The organism is Exiguobacterium sp. s143 (assembly GCF_018618895.1).
GTDB lineage: Bacteria > Bacillota > Bacilli > Exiguobacteriales > Exiguobacteriaceae > Exiguobacterium_A > Exiguobacterium_A abrahamii.
In genome coordinates, this window is sequence record NZ_JACSMX010000001.1 from 1,269,796 (window position 1) to 1,290,779 (window position 20,984).

Below are 20,984 nucleotides of genomic sequence, written 5' to 3' on the forward strand. Positions count from 1 at the left end.
GTTTGTCCCTCTGGTTTTGCAAGTATTTTTGTGTGATAATAGTTAGAAATCATAAGGAGGCGCTTACATGTTACCATTTTCAGAAATTACATATGTCCGTCCTGACCTTGCCTTGCTTGAAACATCCATGAATCAAGCGATCGCTCGACTGACGGAAGCCACACAGGTAGATGAAGCAAACGCAGCCATCACTGAGATTAATACCCTCAGAAATCAATTTGAAACGGCAAGCCAGCTCGTCGAGATCCGTCACACGATCGATACGCGCGATACGTTCTATGAGACGGAACAAGGATTCTTTGATGAAGCGAGTGCGATTTATCAAGGATATGTCTCAAGCTATTATCAAGCGTTGACGACGCATCCACTCCGCAGTGAACTCGAACAGACGCACGGCAAACAGTTATTCCTGATTGCGGAAGCGAGCCTGAAGACGTTCTCGGAAGAGATCATTCCGAAACTCCAAGAAGAGAATCGTCTCTCGAGTGAATATACGAAACTGATGTCTTCTGCTCAAATCGAGTTCGATGGCAAGACGCTTAACTTATCGCAGTTCGGTCCATATCTTCAATCACCTGATCGTGATGTCCGTAAAGCAGCTTCTGAAGCACGCTATGGCTACTTAAACGAGCATGGTGAAGCAATCGATACGATCTACGACAAACTCGTTCGCATCCGGACAGACATCGCGAAGACACTTGGTTTCCCATCGTTCGTCGAGCTCGGATACGCACGTATGCTCCGCGTCGATTATAACCAATCGATGGTCGAACAGTACCGCGAACAAATCCGTGAGACGATCGTTCCGCTCGCGACACAACTTAAAGAACGCCAGCAACGACGCATCGGTGTCGATCACTTGTACTACTACGATGAAGGATTTGCCTTCAAGTCTGGTAACGCGACACCTAAAGGCGAAGAGTCGTTCATCATTGAAGGTGGCAAAAAGATGTACGCAGAGATGTCACCGGAGACGAACGAGTTCTTCAACTACATGCTCGACCGGGAAGCACTCGATTTAACAGCGAAGCCTGGGAAAGCCGGCGGTGGGTATTGTACCTACATCGCAGACGAAAAACTCCCATTCATCTTCTCGAACTTCAATGGAACAGCAGGCGACATCGATGTCCTGACGCACGAAGTCGGTCATGCGTTCCAAGTCTATGAGAGCCGTCACCTGACAGCTCCAGAGAGTGCTTTCCCAACGTATGAAGCGTGTGAGATTCACTCGATGTCGATGGAATTCTTCGCTTATCCGTGGATGGAAGAGTTCTTCGGTGAAGAGACAGCGAAATACAAGTTCAATCACCTCGCAGGAAGCGTCACATTCCTTCCGTACGGCGTTGCGATTGACGAGTTCCAACACGTCATCTACAACCAACCTGAACTGACACCAGCAGAACGTCGTCAGACATGGCGAACGATCGAGAAGAAATACCTGCCGCATCGTGATTACGAAGCGAACGATTATCTCGATTCAGGTGCATGGTGGCATCAACAAGGACACGTCTTCGGTAGTCCGTTCTACTATATCGATTACACGCTCGCTCAAGTCTGTGCCTTCCAGTTCTATGCTTGGATGGAACAAGACCGGGAAGCGGCTTGGAAGTCGTATCTCGATCTCTGTCGTGCCGGCGGATCGGAAAGCTTCCTCATGCTCGTCGAACGTGCTGGATTGAAGTCTCCGTTCGCACCAGGTACGGTCGAGGCAGCGGTCGCACCGGTCAAAGCCTATCTTGAACAAGCAGACGACCTCGTGCTCGATCGCGTTTAATTCTTTGCGTGCAAGGTCGTACTGACTAAAAGTCAGAACATCTCGAGCAACATCAATAAAAGAAGAGGCGTTTTCCAGAATATCATCTGGAAAACGCCTCTTCTTTTTTGCTACATGATTATAGAACGTATATGTTCATCCTTGACTCCTACAGGAAAAGAAAGCATGACTTCCGCTTTCGTCAGGGTTAGGTAAGACCTGGCACACCGCATGGAGTGCGTGGTGCCGCGGCTTACCCCCCGCCTGTGGAAAGCAAGGATGACAAAAACGTTCGTAAAACGACCACAGGGCTCATTTCATTCAGATAGAAGCTTTTCATGGTACCTCCCGTACCAGACCCGAAACTCGTCAGCTGGAATCGGTCTTGAATAATAGAATCCTTGCGCATACTCACAGTCAAGCACTCGTAAATGATCCGCTTGTTCAAGTTCCTCGATTCCTTCAGCGACGACGTCATACTTCAACGTATGAGCAAGCTTGATGATCGTCTCGATGAGCGGTGCGTTCGAACACGCATCCGGACCACTGATGAACGAACGATCAATTTTCAGTCGCTGGATCGGTAATCGACTTAAGTACGACAAGGAAGAATACCCCGTACCAAAGTCATCGATCGCAAGACGATATCCCATCTGGTGCAACGTCTGTAAGGCGTCAAATACGCGTGTGTCTGAAAAGACACCAAACGATTCCGTGATTTCAAGTTCCATCCGTTGTTCAATCCCCGGATGAATCTCTCGAACATCGGTCAGGTAATCGACGATCCGACCAGAGACGAGCTCTTTGACGGATAAGTTCGCCGAGACACGCAGTACCCCGAGTTCCGTGTCCTTCCACTCCTCGACTTGCCGGACCGTTTCGGCAACGACCCACATCCCGATTTCTTCAATCAACATCGATCGTTCGGCAATCGGAATGAAAATTGCTGGACTGATCATCCCACGTTCAGGATGGAACCAGCGCAGGAGAGCTTCACAGCCATCGACTTGACCTGTCGCAAGATTGATTTGTGGTTGATAGAACAGTTGAAGCTCGTTCTTTTCAATCGCTTCTCGTAATTCACCTTCGAGGACGACCGATTCAAGATACTCGGCACTCATCCAGGACTCGAACCAGACTGGTCCACCCTCTGTCTGTTGTTTCGCATGCTGCATCGCGATATCAACCGAGGACAACAAGGAAGTAACGGCTACTGCATCATCGGGATAGCGGACCATACTCATACTGATGCTGACATTGACGTATTCTCCGTTGATCTCATAGACATGTTCGATGACTTGCTTTAATTTTTGGTAATCGACGATATCCTGTTGTGCGACTAATACGGCGAATTCATCTCCACCGATTCGCGCCGCTTGTCCTGTTCCGATGAAATGATGCTTGAGGCGATTCGCGAGATCTTTTAGAATCTGATCCCCTGCACCATGTCCATAGATGTCATTGATCCGCCGGAATTGCCGGACGCTGATGGTGACGAGCTCTCCCGGTTGAGGTGCTTTTAACGCGTCTGCCATCTTTTGCTCGAAACCATTCCGGTTCAACAAACCCGTCAACATATCGAAGAGTGCGAGTTGTGTAATCCGTTCTTCCCGCCGGAACTGATCCGTTTCATCATGACAAGATAAGTAGAGCGCAACACCTGTATCGTCCTCTTTATTGGTAACGTGGATGATGTTGACGAACATATTCAAAATTTCTTCATTGAAGAGCATCTTACAGCGAATCGTTTGACTATGTCCTTCAAGCGATCGTCTCAATGCTCGCCGCATCCGATTCAAATCAGCCGGATGGATCAATTCTTCAATCGTCCATCCTGCCGTTGCCTCCGTCAATTGTCGAAAGCGTTCGTTTCCGTTTAATATCGTATAGTCGGATGATAAGGCAAGGATCGGGTCGGTATTCTGCGAAAAGAGTGACTCGATTTCTGCTTTCTTTTGTTTGATTTCTTTTGTCTTCGCATCGCTATGGTCTAATAAACCAGCAATGATAGCTGTCATCGTTCGAAACGCTTGAACGACGGGTTGAAAATCATTTCGCTCCGGTACGTCATAACCAGATTGCCGACGGTCTTCAGCAAAGGTATTCGCTTCTCCCTTCAATAAAGAAAGATCTTGGCGGAACGCACGTAATAACGATAAGGTCAACATCAGTAATCCAAGAATCAAGATGCTGGTTGCGCCAAAGAGGAGCCAGGCATTACGAATGATTTGATTTCCCCGATCCTGCATTTCTTGTGCGACTTGGTTGAGTTCTTGATCATACAGACGATACATGCTGGATTCATACCGTTCAGCTTGGTTTGCTAACGCAGCATACGTCCAGCTTTCTGGAGCGCGCAATAGGTCATCGAGCGTTTGTGTATAAGCATCCATCTGTTCCCGCATGATTGCGATATCCTGACGTCCTGAATCGTTGTGAAGCGGAATCACATCATACAGGGATTTAATGAGCGATTCCTGTCGCAATGGCAAATCAATCCGCATCTGTTGAATCCGTAACCGATCAATTGAGCTAGGTTCTTCTTTTTGTCGAGCATCCTTCAATATTTCAGCGGACTTTCCAAGCTGTTCTTCCATCAGAATCAGATTGGAGAACACATTATAATAAGACCCCGTCTCTTTACTCAATACGAGCTGATTAAAGATGATTTCACTTTTGAAGTTCGTCATCGTCGTGAAAAAGCGATGATTCGATTCGTATCCTTGTCGTTGTAGTTTCTTAATCTCTGTTAGGACTTCTTCGCGTGTCGACTCGGTCGCTTTCATATTCGGAAGTCGATCCGTTAGTTGTTCTAGTGCTTGGTCGGCCCGCTTTGAAGCTTGCGTCAAATCGGCGTCGTCATTCAAAGATGAAAAATAATAGCGCGTCACTTCTTGTTCGGCATGATTAAAAGGTGTCACTTCAGCAATTGTTTTGCCCGATGCCTTGAAGCGATACCCTTCATCCAATGTTTTCGTCAAATGCTGACACGCGACGATCAATGCTAACAGACCGATGATCGCAATCATCCATGAGAACGTTTTATAGTAGGAGCGTCTTCGAAAAGCTTCTACGATGAAGACTGGTGATAAACGTCGCAACACATCGTCCTCCCTAAATTGTCATTATGCTTCTATATCGTCGCCTCCTCCCATTTCCTGAAGTCGTTTTGGGTCAATAAAAAGCACTTCTTTCCACATTTCTGTGAAAATCAGTGCTTTTTTTACTAGTTTTATTTTTTTTTAATAACTGACGTTCTCACGCGCTACTTTTTTAGCAAAATAATCGATAATATCACGTCGACGGATGATCCCGATAAAATGTCTACCATCATCAATGACGGGCACGAAATTTTGATCCGTGATGACTTCAATCATCTCTTCCATTTGTGCTGTAATCGAAACTGGTTTATAACGGACACGTTGTTTAATATCAGTTAATCGTGTCTGCAAGACGTGGTCGTAATCGGCATGCTCGAGATTTGCTTCGAGCGCCCACAAGATATCACCTTCTGTCAGCGTTCCTGCGTATTTCCCTTTATTGTCAACGAGTGGGACCGACGTAAAACGATGATGTTTCATCTTTTCTAGTGCTTGTCTGACCGTTGACTCAGGATCTAAATATTTCACCTCATCTTTAGGTAATAAGAAAAAAGCAATATTCATTTCTGTTCCTCCCTAGCCACTCTGTGACACCCTTTTCATTTTATCATGAACTTTGCGTTGATTCATTTCTCAAATGATGAAAATCTCCACATAATTCTTTCATATTTAGTTATACTATATCCCAATATTCCAAGTAGACAGGAAAAACTGACCAGTGACGTTTAGGCACTGATCCAACACATGAAAGAAACCTCTGACACCGTAAAAACGATTTTCGCTTTGACGAATGAACTCATTGCAGAAATCATCTGTCCAAAACAATCATTTTTGCCTAAAGAAGCAACTAACACGTTACTGGATGTTGAACGACACGATTCAGATTCAAAAGACTCCTCAGTTCCATCCGATCGACTTGATAGTGAAGCCTTTTTCGGAAGGCTTCGTTTTTTCTTGGTTCGTTCTCGACTATCCGCGAAAGAGGACATACACTAGAAGCAATCCACTTTATTTCGAAAGGAGTCGTGTCATGAATCGCTTGTCGACATCCGACTTGACGCAAATCGCAGAGCACCTTTACGGAATGACCGGTTTTTTCGTCACGTACCGAGATCGTAATGGTACTCCGCTTGCTCTACGTCCAGAAGCTCCACCTCATCCGGGAACCTTGCCGATTGAGAATGAATGGCCCGTCCTTAAAAAGACTCCTTTACTCTATACCCTGAAAGACGGTACAGCCTACCTCTTTTTGGACGTTCCGGAACAAGGTATGTATCGAATCGGTCCTGTTCTATTACAATCTGCTCTCTTTCGGGCGCATATCCAAGATGAAGCCTATCACCAGTTTTATAAGGTCTTGCCGCGTACGACGGAGAACCGATTGATTGACTGTGCTCACCTGATGTATCGCTTGTTGCACGGGGAACCATTGCCGAAGCGAGAAATCGAACAACTATCTGATATTCAGGAAGCTGAAATCCCACTCGTTGCGGATGCACCGTCCCATACAGGGGTGACCGCATACCGAAAAGCATGGCAACGGGAGCAGCAAATCATCGACTGGATCGCGACGGGTCAAAGTGAGCGACTCGCAACGACCTACTCTTTACCTGCATACGGTGAGTTCGGCACACTCGCACGGCATCAACCGTTACGCGCAGAAAAGAATCTGTTGCTCGGAACCGTCCTATTGAGCGCACGCGCCGCGATTCGCGGTGGATTAGAACCGGACGAAGCCTTCTCTCTAAGCGACCGGATGATCGAGACGATCGAAGCAGCGACGAGCATTGCCGAACTCCGTAATCGTCATGTCCGCATCACGGTCTCGTTCGCGGAGGCCGTCAAGGAACTCCAAGCGCTGCGGCACTCGCCTCATGTACTCGCTGCGATTCGCTATATTCAGCAACACCTGTATGAACCGTTGTCCGTCTCATCAATCAGCCAAGCCATTCATGTCTCGTCCAATTACTTGTCCGTTCTGTTTAAAGATGAGACTGGTTTACCACTCGCCCGGTATGTCATCCGGGAACGCATCCGGGAAGCAAAGCGTCTCCTACGCTCGTCAGACGACTCGCTACTAGAGATCTCAAACAAGTTGCACTTCTCAAGCCAAAGCCATTTCAGTCAAGCCTTCAAACAGACGACTGGTGAGACGCCAACGCATTACCGGCAACGAAGTGAATTTTAAGAGAGTCGTGCCTTTTTTTCGTTTTGTGATATCCTATTCAACAGGAACTATTTTCGTGAATCCGTTTTTGGCGGATTCTTTCATCAAAAAGGAGAATCAACATGAACTCAATTAGTGTCATCATTCCTGTCTATCAAACTGAATCACAAACGAAGACAGCCATTCAATCCGTTCTCGACCAGAAGGTATCTATCCCGGTGGAAATCGTCGTCGTCTTTGACGGTCCGAGCACATACATCGATGAGCTCCGTTCCCTCTATCCAACATGTACGATCGTTGAACAGGCGCATCAAGGAACTTACGCTGCACGTCGACGTGGTCTTGAAGTCGCGACAGGTGACTACGTTACCTTCCTCGATAGTGATGATATCCTCGCACCACGTGCACTCTATACGTATATCAAAGCCTATGAGAAATCACGCGGTGAAGTCATCATCGGTAAGGTCTCACCCGTCTACAACAAGAAAAAATGGCTCATGCCAATCGATGATGATCGTTATTTCTTCTATACCCGTACGAAGTTCAATTCGCGTCATTTGACGACGATTCACGGCTGGATGATTAAAAAGGACTTGCTCAATGATCTACCTGTTCTTGAGACACGATGGTTCGCCGATACGATCATCGCCCATACAATCATCTCGAAACTGACGAACCTGACATCGGTCAGTTATGTCGTCTATGGTCGAAACTCACGTAGTACGCCACTTGAAGGACAATCGCTCTACCAAGCGCGTGATATCACGACATTGTCCGATATCTCACGGATTTACGGTATGTTATCCGCCCATACGAAGGATAACGACGTTCAAAAGTTCTTAAATACATGGTACAAACGTTTCATCTCAAAACGTGGTCGAGCATTGCTTGAGCGCAGCACGTCAAAAAGTCAGCAGACCGACGTCTTCCGTCATGTCGCTTACGACTTGAGACGGGCGAAGACACGAAGCAAGTATCTGCAGGCATGGTCGACGGGTTCGTATATCATGTTCCGTTCATATATCACTGCTGTTAAGACAAAGCAGACGTTACGGACGGCACGACGTAAAAAAATCAAGAACGGTCTCATGCTCTATCGTTTGTTCCAAAAGATGCCGGTCAAAGAGAACCTCGTCTTATTCGAGAGTTTCCTCGGACGAAGCTATTCCGATAATCCAAAGGCCCTTTATCTGAAATTAAAAGAACAACGCCCGGAACTTGAGCTCGTCTGGATTTTCGCGAATGAGCCTTCAGATGACGTCAAGGAAGCTTGCCCAAACTGGGTGCTCAAAAACAGCTTCGCGTATTACCAAGCGATGGCACGTGCGAAGTACTGGATTTTCAATACACGTCAACCGCTCAGCTTAACGAAACGCGAAGAAACGATCTACCTTCAAACATGGCACGGCACACCATTAAAACGACTAGGTCTCGATATGGAAGAAGTCCACATGGCAGGAACGAACGCGACGCGCTACAAACGGAACTTCTACAATCAAGCGCAGGAATGGAATTACTTGATTTCTCCGAATGCCTATTCGAGCGAAATCTTCAAGAGTGCGTTCGGGTTCCAAAACACGATGCTTGAGACAGGTTATCCGCGAAACGATCTCTTGTATGCGGACGATCAAGCTGGTCTCATCAGCGAAATCAAAGCACGTCTTGATATCCCAGCTGACAAGAAAGTCGTCTTGTACGCACCGACATGGCGAGATGATGAGTTCATCGCGCGCGGAAAATACCGCTTCGATCTCCAACTCGACTTGAACGAGATGCAGGCCCGACTCGGTGACGATTATGTCGTCTTGCTCCGGATGCATTACTTGATTGCGCAAAACATGGATATCAGTGGACACGAAGGCTTCGCCTACGACGTCTCTTCGTACGGCGATATCGCAGAGTTGTATTTGATCAGTGATGTCTTGATCACTGACTACTCGTCTGTCTTCTTCGATTACGCCCACTTACAACGTCCGATGATCTTCTTTACGTACGACTTGGAGAAATATGCGTCGACGTTACGTGGATTCTATTTCGATTTCGAAGAAGTCGTTCCAGGACCACTCTTGAAGGAAACGGATCAAGTCATCGATTATATCGAACAGATCGATACGAAATCCGTCGCTTACCAAGAAAAGTATGATCGCTTCCTCGAGCGGTTCTGCAGTCTTGACGATGGTACGGCAAGTGAACGTGTTCTTGCTGAGTTGTTCCCGAACGCAAGCTCAGCAGATGCTGAAGATGCTGAATAAGGAGACACAATGAAAAAGGAGAAAGATGCGCTTTTGCGCTCTTTCTCCTTTTTCGTATCATCGTCTACGATACGGTGCAATCCGCTCTTCAAATTCAGGGTGAACGAAACTAGGACGTAACGATAAGACGACCTCACCGAGGAGATGTTCTACCACGTCGTCCCATCGTTCGACGATCTCAGAAGAGGTCTTCGCAGATACATCCCCCTCTTCGAGCAATGCTGTCTCATCCGTCGTTCTCATGAAGACCCACGTATCATCAGATCGTTTGCGCCCCATTAAGGTGATACGTCCACCTTCCATCCGGTACAGAAGGATTCGCTCCCATTGACGCTTCCGACTCGGCACCATGACTTCACGATGTCGCGCGATGATTTGCTCTTTGATCGTTTCCCGGCTAGCAACGAGATTCGGACACAGATGATAAAAATCATCTGTTCTTGGATGCTTGATACCAAAGTGCGGAATACCCGACGCTTCAAGACGCTTCAACCATTCTACTTTCGCTTGTCGCAGATGTGTCCAGCGAATAAGATGACTCCGGACGCCCCATCCTGTGATCACGAAAGGATGTCGACGCAATTCTTCGACTGACGCAAACAACGTCTGCTTTTCAAAAGAGGTTTCCTGACAGAGTTCTTCGAAACGATTGATCGATGTGACATCATTTCCATGTTGCATCGGGAATAAATTGTATAGATGAAAGCGTCCCGATAAGGCTTGTCCTTCGTAGATACCTTCTACGATCCGGATGATTTGTCGCATCGTCTCATCCAATCGACCAATTTGACCCGTCGCTTGCCCTGCCGTATCAATTTGCTGACGTAATGTAGGATCCACTGTCGCAGAACCTGGATTCAACATCAGGCACGCACCAAGCGACGTTTCACTCTCTCCCCACTGGATATATGTATGATAGCGATACAATACGTCTTGCTCTAGCCGGAATGTTGCATACACTTGAACATCGTTAGTCGTCATCATGAACCCTCCTATACTTTTATATATAACTTGATTATTTTACCATATAGAGGTTCTTATTTACTTTCGTTTATACATCAGGTCAATCAAAAAATGAAGCTGACCCACAAGTCAGTCTCTACAAAGATAAGGGTGGCAGAATGATGATCTGCCACCCTTATCTCGTAATAAAAAGAATGACGCGTCACACGCCACTCCTACAGGAAAAGCGCATTTATGCGCTGTCAGAGACGAACAAGACCCGCTTTCCTGCTTGAAATGAAGCAGGAAAACTGGCTTGTGTCTCGCCTGAGGAAAGGGCGTGAAAAGACGCGTCATTCTTTTTTAAGTCAGTCATATGAACGTTTTAGTTACGGACGAACAAGGCAACGCTCTCGACGTGTGTCGTATGTGGGAACATATCGACTGGTGTCACTTCGACGAGTGTATAACCGAGCTCTGTCAACAACTTCGCGTCACGCGCTTGAGTCGACGCGTTACAAGAGACGTAAACGATCCGCTTCGGTGCAACATCCGCAGCAGCACGCAAGAATTCTTCGTCACAGCCTTTACGTGGTGGGTCGACGACGATGACGTCCGGTTGAATACCGGCTTTAACGAGATCCGGCATGACCTTCTCAGCTGCACCGTACTCGAATGTCACGTTCTCGATCCCGTTCGCTTGTGCATTCCGGCGTGCATCATCGATTGCTTGCGGTACGATTTCGATGCCGTAGACGTGCTTCGCTTGTTTCGCGAGTGACAAGGAAATCGAACCGATACCACAGTAAGCATCGACGACAGTCTCATCGCCTGTCAACTGAGCGTACTCGAGCGCTTTCGCGTAGAGTTTCTCTGTTTGCAACGGGTTGACTTGGAAGAACGAATGCGGTGAGATCTCATACGTCAATCCAGCGATTTGATCGCGGATGACGGACGGTCCGTACAAGACGACGTTCTTTTTCCCGAGAATAACGTTCGTATCATCCGGGTTGATGTTGTGCTGGATCGACGTGACATTTGGTAACGCCTTTAAGATCCCTTCAACGATTTTATCGATCCCACGCAGTTGTTTGACCTTCGTGACGAGAACGACCATCAACTCGTTCGTGTGGTACCCATGACGTGCCATGATATGACGAATGACGCCTGCTTTTTTCTTCTCGTCGTACGCTGGGACTTTTAAATCAGCGAGGACTTTGCGCACCGCTTGGACGGCTTCGTCGTTTTCTTTGTTTTGGATCAAGCAGTAGTCCATATCGATGATCCGGTGACTTCGTTTTTGATAGAAGCCAGCCATCAATTTGTTCGATTGGAAGGCGACCGGTACTTGTGCTTTGTTGCGGTAACCCCAAGGATCTTCCATCCCGATCGTCTCGTGGACGGGAATTTCAAGACCTGCCAGGCGCGCGAAAGCGTCACGGACACGGTTGTGCTTGAACTTGAGTTCTGCGTCGTATGACAAGTGTTGCAATTGGCAACCGCCACACTGGTTGTAAACCGGACAAGGCGGCTCGACACGATCGACACTTTTCGTCTTTTGACGGATGATACGACCGAACCCGTAAGACTTCGTCGTTTTCGTGATCTTGATCTTGACCTGCTCCGTCGGCAATGCGCCCGGGATGAAGACCGTATATCCATCGATGCGCGCGACCCCTGATCCTTCATGTGTCAGGTCGACGATCTCGACGACGTGTTCATCGTTCTTTTGTACTGGAATCATGAATATCCTCCTTAAAAACCTCGCTTCACGCGAGGTTCGTTTCTGCTTCTTGTAGTTGTGTATTGATTTGTTCCATCTCTTCGATCCGGAACTTTGGTGTCATGACTTCGAAATGAGAGCGAAGATTCGTCATCTCGCCTTCGCAAATGCCGCCAAACTCACCATCGATGTTCAAGCTCATCTCTGATGTATTCTTCATGCGGACGAATGAGGTCGTGACATGCTCGATGCAAGGGTCCGAGAAATGATCCCCTTTTAAGGCAAGACGCATGACACGAATTAATTCGACGAGGTTACATTTCTTGAGAATGAAGAGATCGAACCGACCGTCATTGAGTGACGCGTTCGGTGACAATTTCTCGAATCCGCCGACGGAGTTCGTATTGGATGTCAAGAACAGCATGACTTCTCCTTTGAATATACCCTTTTCATGCTCCAGTTCGACATATGTCGGTCGGATTTGCGGAAGTTTCTCCATCCCTTTGACGTAGTACGCGAGCTGTCCGAGTGCCGTCTTCAGCTTCGAAGGCACTTCGTACGACAGTTCTGTCATGATGCCACCACCAGCGATGTTGATGAAGTAATGGACGCCTGCCGATCCTTCGATCTTACCGATATCGACCGGCATCGTATGTCCTGTGCAAATGACATCCATCGCTCCTTCGATCGTCAATGGAATACGCATCGCCCGACCAAAGTCATTCGTCGTTCCAACAGGTAGTACACCAAGCTTCGGACGTTTGTTGTAGGCAGCCATTCCGCTGATCACTTCGTTCAACGTACCATCGCCGCCTGCTGCGACGACGAGATCAAATTCTGCTTCGCATGCTCGTGCTGCTTCATACGTCGCATCGCCGACCGCTTTCGTCGAGTAGACAGATGTCTCATAACCCGCTGCTTCGAGTCGGTCGAGGATATACGGTAAATTTCGTTTAACCATCTCTTTCCCGGAAGTCGGGTTATAAATCACGCGCGCTCTAGGTCTCATAAGATTTTCTCCTTTTTGACTCAACCGTTCATTTGATACATAACTGTTTTATTTTACATGAACTCTCGAGACATTACAAAGCCAAAAAAGACAGCGTCCGTTTCCTCGCAGAAGTAAAGGAGGAACGGACGCTGTTCGATCAGCGACTTATTTTAATTTTTCAAGCTCTTCATAGAAGAGTTGATCCAGGAGGGCAGGGTTCGCCATTCCTTTTGTTTTCTTCATGATTTGACCGATGACGAAGCCTTTCTTCCGGTCACGTCCACCGAGTAATTCCTCGACGACGGCTGGGTTCGCTTCGAACATCTCGACAATCAGACCACGTAGCAATCCTTCGTCTGAAATTTGTGCAAGACCGTTTGCTTCGACGTATGCACGTGGCTCGACACCTTCTTCGATGACGGCCGTGAAGACTTGTTTGGCGATTTTAGAAGAAATCGTACCGCTTGCGATCAAGTCGATCATCTCTGCCAGACGAGCTGGTGTCATCTTGACTGTTTCGAACGTTTCCGTCGATTTATTCAAATGACCTTGGATCTCACCGATTGTCCAGTTGGCTGCTGCTTTCGGCTCTGCGCCTGCTGCCAGTGTCGCTTCGAAGTACTCTGCCATCTCACGTGTGACCGTCAGTTGTTTCGCATCATACGCTGAAAGACCAAGTTCTTCTTGGTAACGAACGCGACGGGCATCTGGAAGTTCCGGAATACCGGCACGGATCGCTTCTTTCCAATCGTGATCCAGCACGAGCTTGACTAGGTCAGGCTCTGGGAAGTAACGGTAATCCGACGCCCCTTCTTTGACACGCATGAGGACCGTTTGTTTTTTCGTCTCATCGAAACGGAGTGTTTCTTGGCGCATTACACCACCCGCAAGCAACAACTTACGGTGACGATCTTCTTCGAACTCAAGACCTTTTAAGACGTTTCCGAATGAGTTCAAGTTTTTAAGTTCTGTTTTCGTACCGAACTTCTCTTGTCCGTATGGGCGGACGGAGATATTACAGTCACAACGAAGTGATCCTTCTTCCATCTTGACGTCCGAGACGCCTGCATATTGCAAGACTTCCTTGAGACGTTCGAGGTAGGCGACTGCATCTTTTGGTGAACGCATGTCCGCTTCACTGACGATTTCGATGAGCGGTGCACCTGTCCGGTTGAAGTCGACGACTGAGTGATTCGCACCCGTGTGGTTCATCTTACCAGCATCTTCTTCCAGATGGACACGTTCGATTCGGAAGCGTTTCGTTTCACCATCAACTTCCGCATCAATGTAGCCATCGAAGCCAATCGGTTGATCGAACTGTGAGATTTGATACGCTTTTGGCGTATCTGGGTAGAAATAGTTCTTTCGGTCGAATTTCGTTTGATCGGCAACTTGGCAGTTGAGTGCCATTGCTGCACGCACAGCGAGCTCAACGGCTTTTTCGTTGATTTTCGGCAAGACGCCCGGATGTCCAAGACAAATCGGACACGTTTTCGTGTTCGTCTCCGCGCCGTATTCCCGCGCACAACCACAGAACATCTTCGTGTTCGTGCTCAATTCGGCGTGGACCTCGATCCCGATGATCGTTTCAAAGTTCATGATACATTCGCTCCTTATAACTTCGGAAGCGCGAATCCACCTGTCGCAAGCTCAAACGCATGCGCAGCGCGATAGATCGTCGCCTCATCGAAATGTTTTCCAATGATTTGTAAGCCGACCGGAAGACCGTCGACGAATCCAGCTGGAACCGAGATTGCTGGGACACCCGCTAAGTTGATTGGAATCGTCAAGATGTCATTCGCATACATCGTGACGGGATCATCCAGTTGTGCACCGAGTTCGAATGCTGGTGTCGGTGCTGTTGGTCCGATGATGACGTCATAGTTCGCAAGGACATCGTCGAAGTCTTTTTTGATCAACGTCCGAGCTTGTTGAGCTTTTTTATAGTAGGCATCGTAGTAACCTGAGCTGAGCGCGTACGTTCCGAGCATGATCCGGCGTTTAACTTCGTCTCCGAATCCTTGTGAGCGGGAATACTTGAAGACATCTTCAAGTGCGTCCGCTTCAGCACGGACACCATAACGAATGCCGTCAAAGCGTGCGAGGTTCGATGATGCTTCCGATGAAGCAAGTAAGTAGTACGTCGCAAGAGCATATTTCGAGTTCGGGAGTGACACCTCGTCGACTGTCGCACCGAGTGCTTCGAGTTTTTTGATTGCTTCACGGATGTTAGCTTTGACACCTTCACTGACACCTTCACCGAAGTATTCTTTCGGAACAGCAATCTTCAGACCTTTGATATCACCTGTCAACGCTTGTGTGTAATCCGTTGCGGCGACGTTCGCAGACGTCGAATCCATTTCACAGTGTCCTGCGATCGCGCTCAAGAGATACGCGTTGTCTTCGACTGTTCGTGTCAACGGACCGATTTGGTCAAGCGACGATGCGAACGCCACAAGACCGAAGCGTGAGACGAGACCGTATGTCGGTTTCAACCCGACGACACCACAATAGGCAGCCGGTTGACGAATCGAACCACCTGTATCCGAACCAAGGCTGAATAAGACTTCGCCTGCTGCGACAGCTGCTGCTGAACCACCTGAAGAACCACCTGGAACGTGTTTCGTATTCCATGGGTTGCGAACCGGTTTGTAGGCTGAGTTCTCGTTTGAAGAACCCATCGCGAACTCATCCATGTTCAATTTCCCGATCGTGATCGCCCCTGCTTCATGCAGACGCTCGACGACCGTCGCGTCATGCGCTGGTACGAAGTTCTCGAGGAATTTCGAACCACATGTCGTCGTCATCCCTTTCGTGACGATGTTATCCTTGACGCCGATTGGAAGACCAAACAATGGATTCGCTTCGTGTTTCGCGACATCATCCATTCGTTTTGCTTGCTCGAATGCTTCTTCGTTCAATGAAAGAAACGCACCGATTTTTCCATCGACGCGGTCGATTTGATCAAAGGATTCTTGGACGAGTTCAGAAACTTTGACTTCGCCATCCTGAATGAGTGTGTGTAGTGTTTTGACACCATGTTCAAAAAGTGACATCGGGTCATTTCCTCCTTATTCGAACACCGCTGGGACGCGGACTTGTCCGTCTTCCCAATCGGGTGCGAGTCGTTCTACTTCCGTACGAGGAAGTGATGGACGTACTTCGTCCTTACGTAGGACGTTCTTTAAGTCGAGGACATGAGTCGTCGGTTCGACGCCTGTCGTATCGAGTTCATTTAATTGTTCAGCGAACCCAAGAATCTTCTCGAGTTGTCCTGTGAATTGTGCTACTTCTTCATCTGTCACGGCAAGGCGTGCCAAATGCGCCACGTGGCGGACTTGCTCCTCATTAATCTTTGCCATGTCATTCCACCTCCGGAACTTTTGCGATATATTTTACACTATTTCTAATCATAGCACTTTTCGTCCAGACAAAAAAGACGATGGTGCATCGGGGGGAGGTCCGCACCATCGTCCTATAGGGGTAGCAAAGCTTCCGGGCGGAAAGCTTCTAGTTATGAAATACCCGCTTTAAATCAGACGAAACAAAAATACTGAATATTCATACTAAGACATCGATGAGCAGATAGATATTGAAGACGATGACGATCGAGACGATCACCCATGCCAACGCGTTCATGAACCGACTGTTCCGATGTTCTCCCATGTACCGCTCACTCGCAGTCGCCCGAATCAAGGGAATCAAGGCGAACGGAATCCCGAACGATAAGGCGACCTGACTAAGGACAAGTGCCCGTGTCGGATCAAAACCGGAGAACAGCAACACAATCGCCGGCAACATCGTCACGGTCCGTCGAACGAACAATGGCAGTTGAAGATGAAGAAAGCCGCGCATGATCGCGTCACCTGACATCGTCCCGACGCTTGAAGAAGCGAGACCCGAGACGAGTAAAGCAATCGCAAACAGATACGGTGCGCTACCACCGAGCGTGACATGAAGCCCCTCGTAAATTGCTTCAAGCGAACCCGCTTGGTATGACGTGCCATAAAAAACACTTGCTGCGATGACGAGCATCGCTCCATTGACCGCTCCGGCAATCAACATCGCTCCCCAAATATCGAAACGCTGAATCCGTAACATCGACAATTTATTTGCAACGTGCCCCATCCGTCGTTTCGTTAAATCGGAATGGAGATAGATCGCATGCGGCATGACGGTCGCTCCGAGCATCCCGGCAGCAAGGACGATGCTCGACGTACCTTCAAATCCCGGTAACAATCCTGCCGATAGATCACGAAAGACCGGATGAACTTCAAATACTTCAATCGCAAAAGCAGCGGCGATGATTAAAACAAGAACGGCGATGACAGCTTCAAAATGCCGGAGTCCTTTTTGCTCAAAGCCAAGGATGACGAACGACAAGACCGCCGTCAATAATGCCGCCATCCGTAAATCGATTGCAAACAATAAATGAAATCCGAGTGCGGCTCCGACGAACTCTGCGAGATCGGTCGCCATCGCGACAAGTTCCGCTTGTATCCAGTAGAAGAAGCGCGTGACTGGCGATAACTCTTCCCGGATCACTTCCGCTAAACTGAGATTGCTGACGATTCCGAGCTTAGCTGATAGGAACTGAATGACGACGGCCATCAAGTTCGAGGCGACGATGACCCAGAGCAGTAAGTAGCCATACTGGGCACCTGCCGTCATGTTCGTCGCGAAGTTTCCCGGATCGAGATACGCGACGGCAGCGACGAACGCTGGTCCAAGATATGTCCGTTTTCTTGGTAAATCTTGTGTAAGTGGCTGTGTCGCCATCTCGTTCACCTCACTTTTGGTTTTTATTATACGCTTATATTGCCCAAGTGCAACAAATATGTTTATGGTAAATAACAACGTATGAAGTGAATTAAAAAGGGATGTTTCCTGTAATCAGGAAACATCCCTTTTGTTAGTTAGACGATCTTCCGCTCTGGTTCTGCACCTTTTAGCTGTGCTTGCACTTGATCGAATTCATCATAGATCGCTTGACTCGGTTCCTTCGTCACGAGACTACCGACGACGAGCGCAACAGTCGAAGCGAAGAAGGCTGGAATCATCTCGTACATCTCAGAAATGTAGAATGGCAACCCTTCGACATTTTGTTTGATGAGAATCCAGGCGATGACGACGACAGATCCCGTAATCATCGAAGCAAGTGCTCCTGTCTTGTTCATCCGGCGCCAAAGCAAGCTGAACAGAACGACTGGTCCGAACGCGGCACCGAAACCAGCCCACGCATAACCAACGAGAGTCAAGATCGACTTCTGTGCACCGAACGATAAGAGAATCGCTAGAGCAGCGACGACAAGGACCATCACGCGCCCCATGACCATCAATTCACGATCCGAAGCATTACGCTTGAAGAAACGTTGATAGAAATCATTCGTTGCCGCACTCGAAGAGACGAGTAGCTGTGTCGAGATCGTCGACATGATGGCAGCAAGTAAGGCTGCAAGCAACAGTCCCGTAATGAAACCAGGGAAGAGATCGCGTGATAATTGAATGAAGACATTCTCTGGTTCTCCTAAAGGACTATTTTGTTGCGTGAAGTAGGCATATCCGATCAAACCTGTCACCATCGCTCCAACGATTGAGAACGTCATCCAGATCATCCCAACGCGACGTGCTGACTTCATCTCGTGTAAGTTCCGAATCGCCATGAAACGAACGATGATATGCGGCTGACCAAAGTAGCCGAGTCCCCATGCGAGTAGCGAGACGATCCCAATGACCGTCGTACCTTTGAATAACTCGAGCTTTGAACCGTCCGTCGACCGGATCGTTTCAAGCGTCTCGTTGATCCCACCGCTTAAAGCGAGGGCAACGCCTGGTACGATCAGCAACGCGATGACCATGATCATCCCTTGGACGACGTCCGTCCAACTGACAGCAAGGAAACCACCGAGGAAGACATAAGCGATGACGACGCCCGCAAGAATCCAAAGACCCGTCGTGTACTCGAGACCAAAGACAGCTTCGAACAAACGACCACCCGCGACAAAACCACTTGATGCGTACATTATAAAGAATATTAAGATAACTCCAGCTGAAACAGTACGCAAGACGCCACTTTTATCGTGGAATCGTTTTTCAAAATAATCGGGAATCGTGATCGCATCCCCTGCATGTGCCGTATACGCACGCAGACGCGGCGCGACGAGTAACCAGTTGGCATAAGCGCCAAGTAATAAACCAACGACAATCCATCCACTGGACAGACCAGTTGCATACATTGCACCCGGTAATCCCATCAACAGCCAGCCACTCATGTCACTTGCTCCAGCAGAGAGCGCCGTGACGACGGGACCAATCGTACGTCCCCCAAGCATGTAGTCATTCATGTTCTTCGTCCGATAATACGCAATGACGCCTAGTGCGACCATCAGTCCGAGATACAGCAAAATCGCAAACCACATTCCGTTCATCCTTGCTCCCCCTTTTTTTCGTGATATAAGAAAAACGGGCATGCAGGTCGCACACCCGTTTCATCTATTAAACACCATTTCAGAACATTTCTGAAGTTGTTTTTGCTTGAAGATGTAAAGTCAAGTAATCCGGTCCGCCTGCTTTCGAATCCGTTCCAGACATGTTGAATCCACCGAATGGTTGGTAGCCAACGATTGCGCCTGTGCACCCACGGTTGAAGTAGAGGTTACCGACGTGGAAGTTCGCACGCGCGTACTCTTGGTTCGTCCGGTCTTGCGTGATGACAGCACCTGTCAATCCGTATTCCGTGTTGTTCGCGATGTCGATTGCTTCTTTGAAATCTTTCGCTTTCGTGAACGCGACGACTGGTCCGAAGATCTCTTCTTGCATCAAACGATCCGTTGGTTGAACGTCCGCGACGACTGTCGGTGAGACGAAGAATCCTGTTGAATCATCTGCCGTACCACCTGCGACGATACGTCCTTCTTCTTTTGCGACGTCGAAGTACGACGTGATTTTCTTGAATGCTGCTGCGTCGATGACTGGTCCGACGTTGTTTGAGACATCCGTCGGGTTACCGATGCTGAGTTTGTTCGTGTTCGCGACGACTTTTTCGAGCAACTCGTCATAGACAGAGTCGAGTGCGACGACACGTGAACAAGCTGAACATTTTTGACCCGAGAATCCGAATGCCGCTTTCGTGATCATGTCCGCTGCGTAATCGAGGTCGGCCGACTCATCGATGACCATCGTATCTTTTCCGCCCATTTCCGCGATGACGCGTTTGAGCCAGATTTGACCTTCGTTTAGTTTCGATGCCCGCTCGTTGATGCGAAGACCGACATCACGTGATCCCGTGAAGCTGATGAAACGTGTTTTCGGGTGATCGACGAGGTAGTCACCGACTTCTGCCCCTGAACCTGGTACGAAGTTCAAGACGCCTGCCGGAAGACCAGCCTGCTCCATCACTTCGACGAATTTCGCTGCGACGACCGGTGTCGTTGATGCGGGTTTCAAGAGGATCGGGTTCCCTGCCACGATTGCTGCAACAGCTGTTCCAGCCATGATCGCGAGTGGGAAGTTCCATGGTGAGATGATGACACCAACACCGAGTGGAATGTAATCGTAACGGTTGTATTCGCCTGGACGACTCTCGACTTTTTTGCCGTCTTTTAAGACGAGCATCTGACGTGCGTAGTACTCGAGGAAGTCGATCGCTTCTGCTGTATCGGCATCTGCTTCGTTCCAAGGCTTCCCTGCTTCTTTGACGAGGTAGGCAGAGAACTCATGCTTCCGCTTACGGATGATGTTCGCTGATTTGAATAGGACGTCCGCACGTACAGACGGATTGACGAATTTCCATGTTTCGAAGGCTGTGACCGCTGCTTGCATCGCTTCTTCTGCATGTTCCTGTGTCGCTTTCGAGACACGTCCGACGATCTCTTCTTTGTTAGCCGGATTGACGGAGACGATTTTATCTTCCGTCGTCACATGTTTTCCACCGATGACGAGCGGATAATCTTTGCCGAGTTCTTGCGTGACGAGTGCAAGTGCCTCTTCGAACGCTTTCTTGTTTGCTTCTTGTGAGAAGTCCGTGAATGGTTCGTGTTTGTACGGAATCATCTC

The 20,984-nt window shown here is 48.4% G+C and carries 14 protein-coding genes; 3 read left to right on the forward strand and 11 right to left on the reverse strand.

Going from position 1 to position 20,984, the window contains the following annotated elements:
* Window positions 1–67: 67 nt before the first annotated feature.
* Window positions 68–1,774, forward strand: a complete 1,707-nt coding sequence (locus KNQ03_RS06770; protein ID WP_214723974.1) for a M3 family oligoendopeptidase — start codon at window positions 68–70, stop codon at window positions 1,772–1,774.
* A gap of 296 nt (window positions 1,775–2,070) precedes the next feature.
* On the opposite strand, the gene KNQ03_RS06775 is transcribed toward KNQ03_RS06770, so the two are convergent.
* Window positions 2,071–4,857 (reverse strand): putative bifunctional diguanylate cyclase/phosphodiesterase, encoded by a 2,787-nt coding sequence (locus KNQ03_RS06775; protein WP_214723976.1) that lies wholly within the window; start codon window positions 4,855–4,857, stop codon window positions 2,071–2,073.
* A gap of 138 nt (window positions 4,858–4,995) precedes the next feature.
* On the reverse strand, window positions 4,996–5,418 hold the full coding sequence (locus KNQ03_RS06780; RefSeq protein WP_029342568.1) for a CBS domain-containing protein: 423 nt from the start codon (window positions 5,416–5,418) through the stop codon (window positions 4,996–4,998).
* Window positions 5,419–5,884: 466 nt separating this feature from the next.
* On the opposite strand from KNQ03_RS06780, the gene KNQ03_RS06785 reads away from it, so the two are divergent.
* Window positions 5,885–7,042 carry a helix-turn-helix domain-containing protein gene (locus KNQ03_RS06785; protein ID WP_214723978.1) on the forward strand — a complete coding sequence of 386 codons (1,158 nt, stop codon included), beginning with the start codon at window positions 5,885–5,887 and terminating at the stop codon, window positions 7,040–7,042.
* A gap of 101 nt (window positions 7,043–7,143) precedes the next feature.
* Window positions 7,144–9,273: a bifunctional glycosyltransferase/CDP-glycerol:glycerophosphate glycerophosphotransferase gene (locus KNQ03_RS06790; protein ID WP_214723980.1), complete on the forward strand. Its 2,130-nt coding sequence runs from the start codon at window positions 7,144–7,146 to the stop codon at window positions 9,271–9,273.
* Window positions 9,274–9,330: 57 nt separating this feature from the next.
* On the opposite strand, the gene KNQ03_RS06795 is transcribed toward KNQ03_RS06790, so the two are convergent.
* The 9 genes from KNQ03_RS06795 to pruA all read right to left on the reverse strand — a co-directional run bounded on the left by KNQ03_RS06795 (window position 9,331) and on the right by pruA (window position 20,981).
* Window positions 9,331–10,254: a hypothetical protein gene (locus KNQ03_RS06795; RefSeq protein ID WP_214723982.1), complete on the reverse strand. Its 924-nt coding sequence runs from the start codon at window positions 10,252–10,254 to the stop codon at window positions 9,331–9,333.
* A gap of 346 nt (window positions 10,255–10,600) precedes the next feature.
* The gene (gene rlmD / locus KNQ03_RS06800) at window positions 10,601–11,959 is read right to left on the reverse strand and encodes a 23S rRNA (uracil(1939)-C(5))-methyltransferase RlmD (RefSeq protein ID WP_035396153.1); all 1,359 of its coding nucleotides are present in this window, start codon (window positions 11,957–11,959) and stop codon (window positions 10,601–10,603) included.
* A 25-nt stretch (window positions 11,960–11,984) separates the two neighbouring features.
* On the reverse strand, window positions 11,985–12,947 hold the full coding sequence (locus KNQ03_RS06805; RefSeq protein ID WP_029342573.1) for a diacylglycerol kinase: 963 nt from the start codon (window positions 12,945–12,947) through the stop codon (window positions 11,985–11,987).
* Between the two features lie 147 nt (window positions 12,948–13,094).
* Complete coding sequence (gene gatB, locus KNQ03_RS06810) at window positions 13,095–14,528, reverse strand: Asp-tRNA(Asn)/Glu-tRNA(Gln) amidotransferase subunit GatB (protein ID WP_035396151.1); 1,434 nt, start codon at window positions 14,526–14,528, stop codon at window positions 13,095–13,097.
* Window positions 14,529–14,542: 14 nt separating this feature from the next.
* The gene (gene gatA, locus KNQ03_RS06815; RefSeq protein WP_058264632.1) at window positions 14,543–15,985 is read right to left on the reverse strand and encodes an Asp-tRNA(Asn)/Glu-tRNA(Gln) amidotransferase subunit GatA; all 1,443 of its coding nucleotides are present in this window, start codon (window positions 15,983–15,985) and stop codon (window positions 14,543–14,545) included.
* Window positions 15,986–16,000: 15 nt separating this feature from the next.
* Entirely contained in the window at window positions 16,001–16,291 is a 291-nt protein-coding gene (gene gatC, locus KNQ03_RS06820) for an Asp-tRNA(Asn)/Glu-tRNA(Gln) amidotransferase subunit GatC (protein WP_023469336.1), read from the reverse strand.
* A 199-nt stretch (window positions 16,292–16,490) separates the two neighbouring features.
* On the reverse strand, window positions 16,491–17,708 hold the full coding sequence (locus KNQ03_RS06825; protein ID WP_214723984.1) for an Nramp family divalent metal transporter: 1,218 nt from the start codon (window positions 17,706–17,708) through the stop codon (window positions 16,491–16,493).
* 137 nt (window positions 17,709–17,845) lie between these two features.
* Window positions 17,846–19,357 (reverse strand): sodium/proline symporter PutP, encoded by a 1,512-nt coding sequence (putP, locus tag KNQ03_RS06830; RefSeq protein WP_305827686.1) that lies wholly within the window; start codon window positions 19,355–19,357, stop codon window positions 17,846–17,848.
* A 79-nt stretch (window positions 19,358–19,436) separates the two neighbouring features.
* Complete coding sequence (pruA, locus tag KNQ03_RS06835; protein WP_214723986.1) at window positions 19,437–20,981, reverse strand: L-glutamate gamma-semialdehyde dehydrogenase; 1,545 nt, start codon at window positions 20,979–20,981, stop codon at window positions 19,437–19,439.
* Between the last annotated feature and the right edge of the window lie 3 nt (window positions 20,982–20,984).

Excerpts from the sequence above, each read along its gene's own strand:
- KNQ03_RS06795 (WP_214723982.1), bottom strand. The coding sequence starts at position 10,254 with ATGACGACTAACGATGTTCAAGTGTATGCAACATTCCGGCTAGAGCAA.
- KNQ03_RS06805 (WP_029342573.1), bottom strand. The coding sequence starts at position 12,947 with ATGAGACCTAGAGCGCGCGTGATTTATAACCCGACTTCCGGGAAAGAG.
- KNQ03_RS06825 (WP_214723984.1), bottom strand. The coding sequence starts at position 17,708 with ATGGCGACACAGCCACTTACACAAGATTTACCAAGAAAACGGACATAT.
- KNQ03_RS06785 (WP_214723978.1), top strand. The coding sequence starts at position 5,885 with ATGAATCGCTTGTCGACATCCGACTTGACGCAAATCGCAGAGCACCTT.
- pruA (WP_214723986.1), bottom strand. The coding sequence starts at position 20,981 with ATGATTCCGTACAAACACGAACCATTCACGGACTTCTCACAAGAAGCA.
- putP (WP_305827686.1), bottom strand. The coding sequence starts at position 19,357 with ATGAACGGAATGTGGTTTGCGATTTTGCTGTATCTCGGACTGATGGTC.
- gatA (WP_058264632.1), bottom strand. The coding sequence starts at position 15,985 with ATGTCACTTTTTGAACATGGTGTCAAAACACTACACACACTCATTCAG.
- gatC (WP_023469336.1), bottom strand. The coding sequence starts at position 16,291 with ATGGCAAAGATTAATGAGGAGCAAGTCCGCCACGTGGCGCATTTGGCA.
- gatB (WP_035396151.1), bottom strand. The coding sequence starts at position 14,528 with ATGAACTTTGAAACGATCATCGGGATCGAGGTCCACGCCGAATTGAGC.
- rlmD (WP_035396153.1), bottom strand. The coding sequence starts at position 11,959 with ATGATTCCAGTACAAAAGAACGATGAACACGTCGTCGAGATCGTCGAC.
- KNQ03_RS06770 (WP_214723974.1), top strand. The coding sequence starts at position 68 with ATGTTACCATTTTCAGAAATTACATATGTCCGTCCTGACCTTGCCTTG.
- KNQ03_RS06790 (WP_214723980.1), top strand. The coding sequence starts at position 7,144 with ATGAACTCAATTAGTGTCATCATTCCTGTCTATCAAACTGAATCACAA.
- KNQ03_RS06780 (WP_029342568.1), bottom strand. The coding sequence starts at position 5,418 with ATGAATATTGCTTTTTTCTTATTACCTAAAGATGAGGTGAAATATTTA.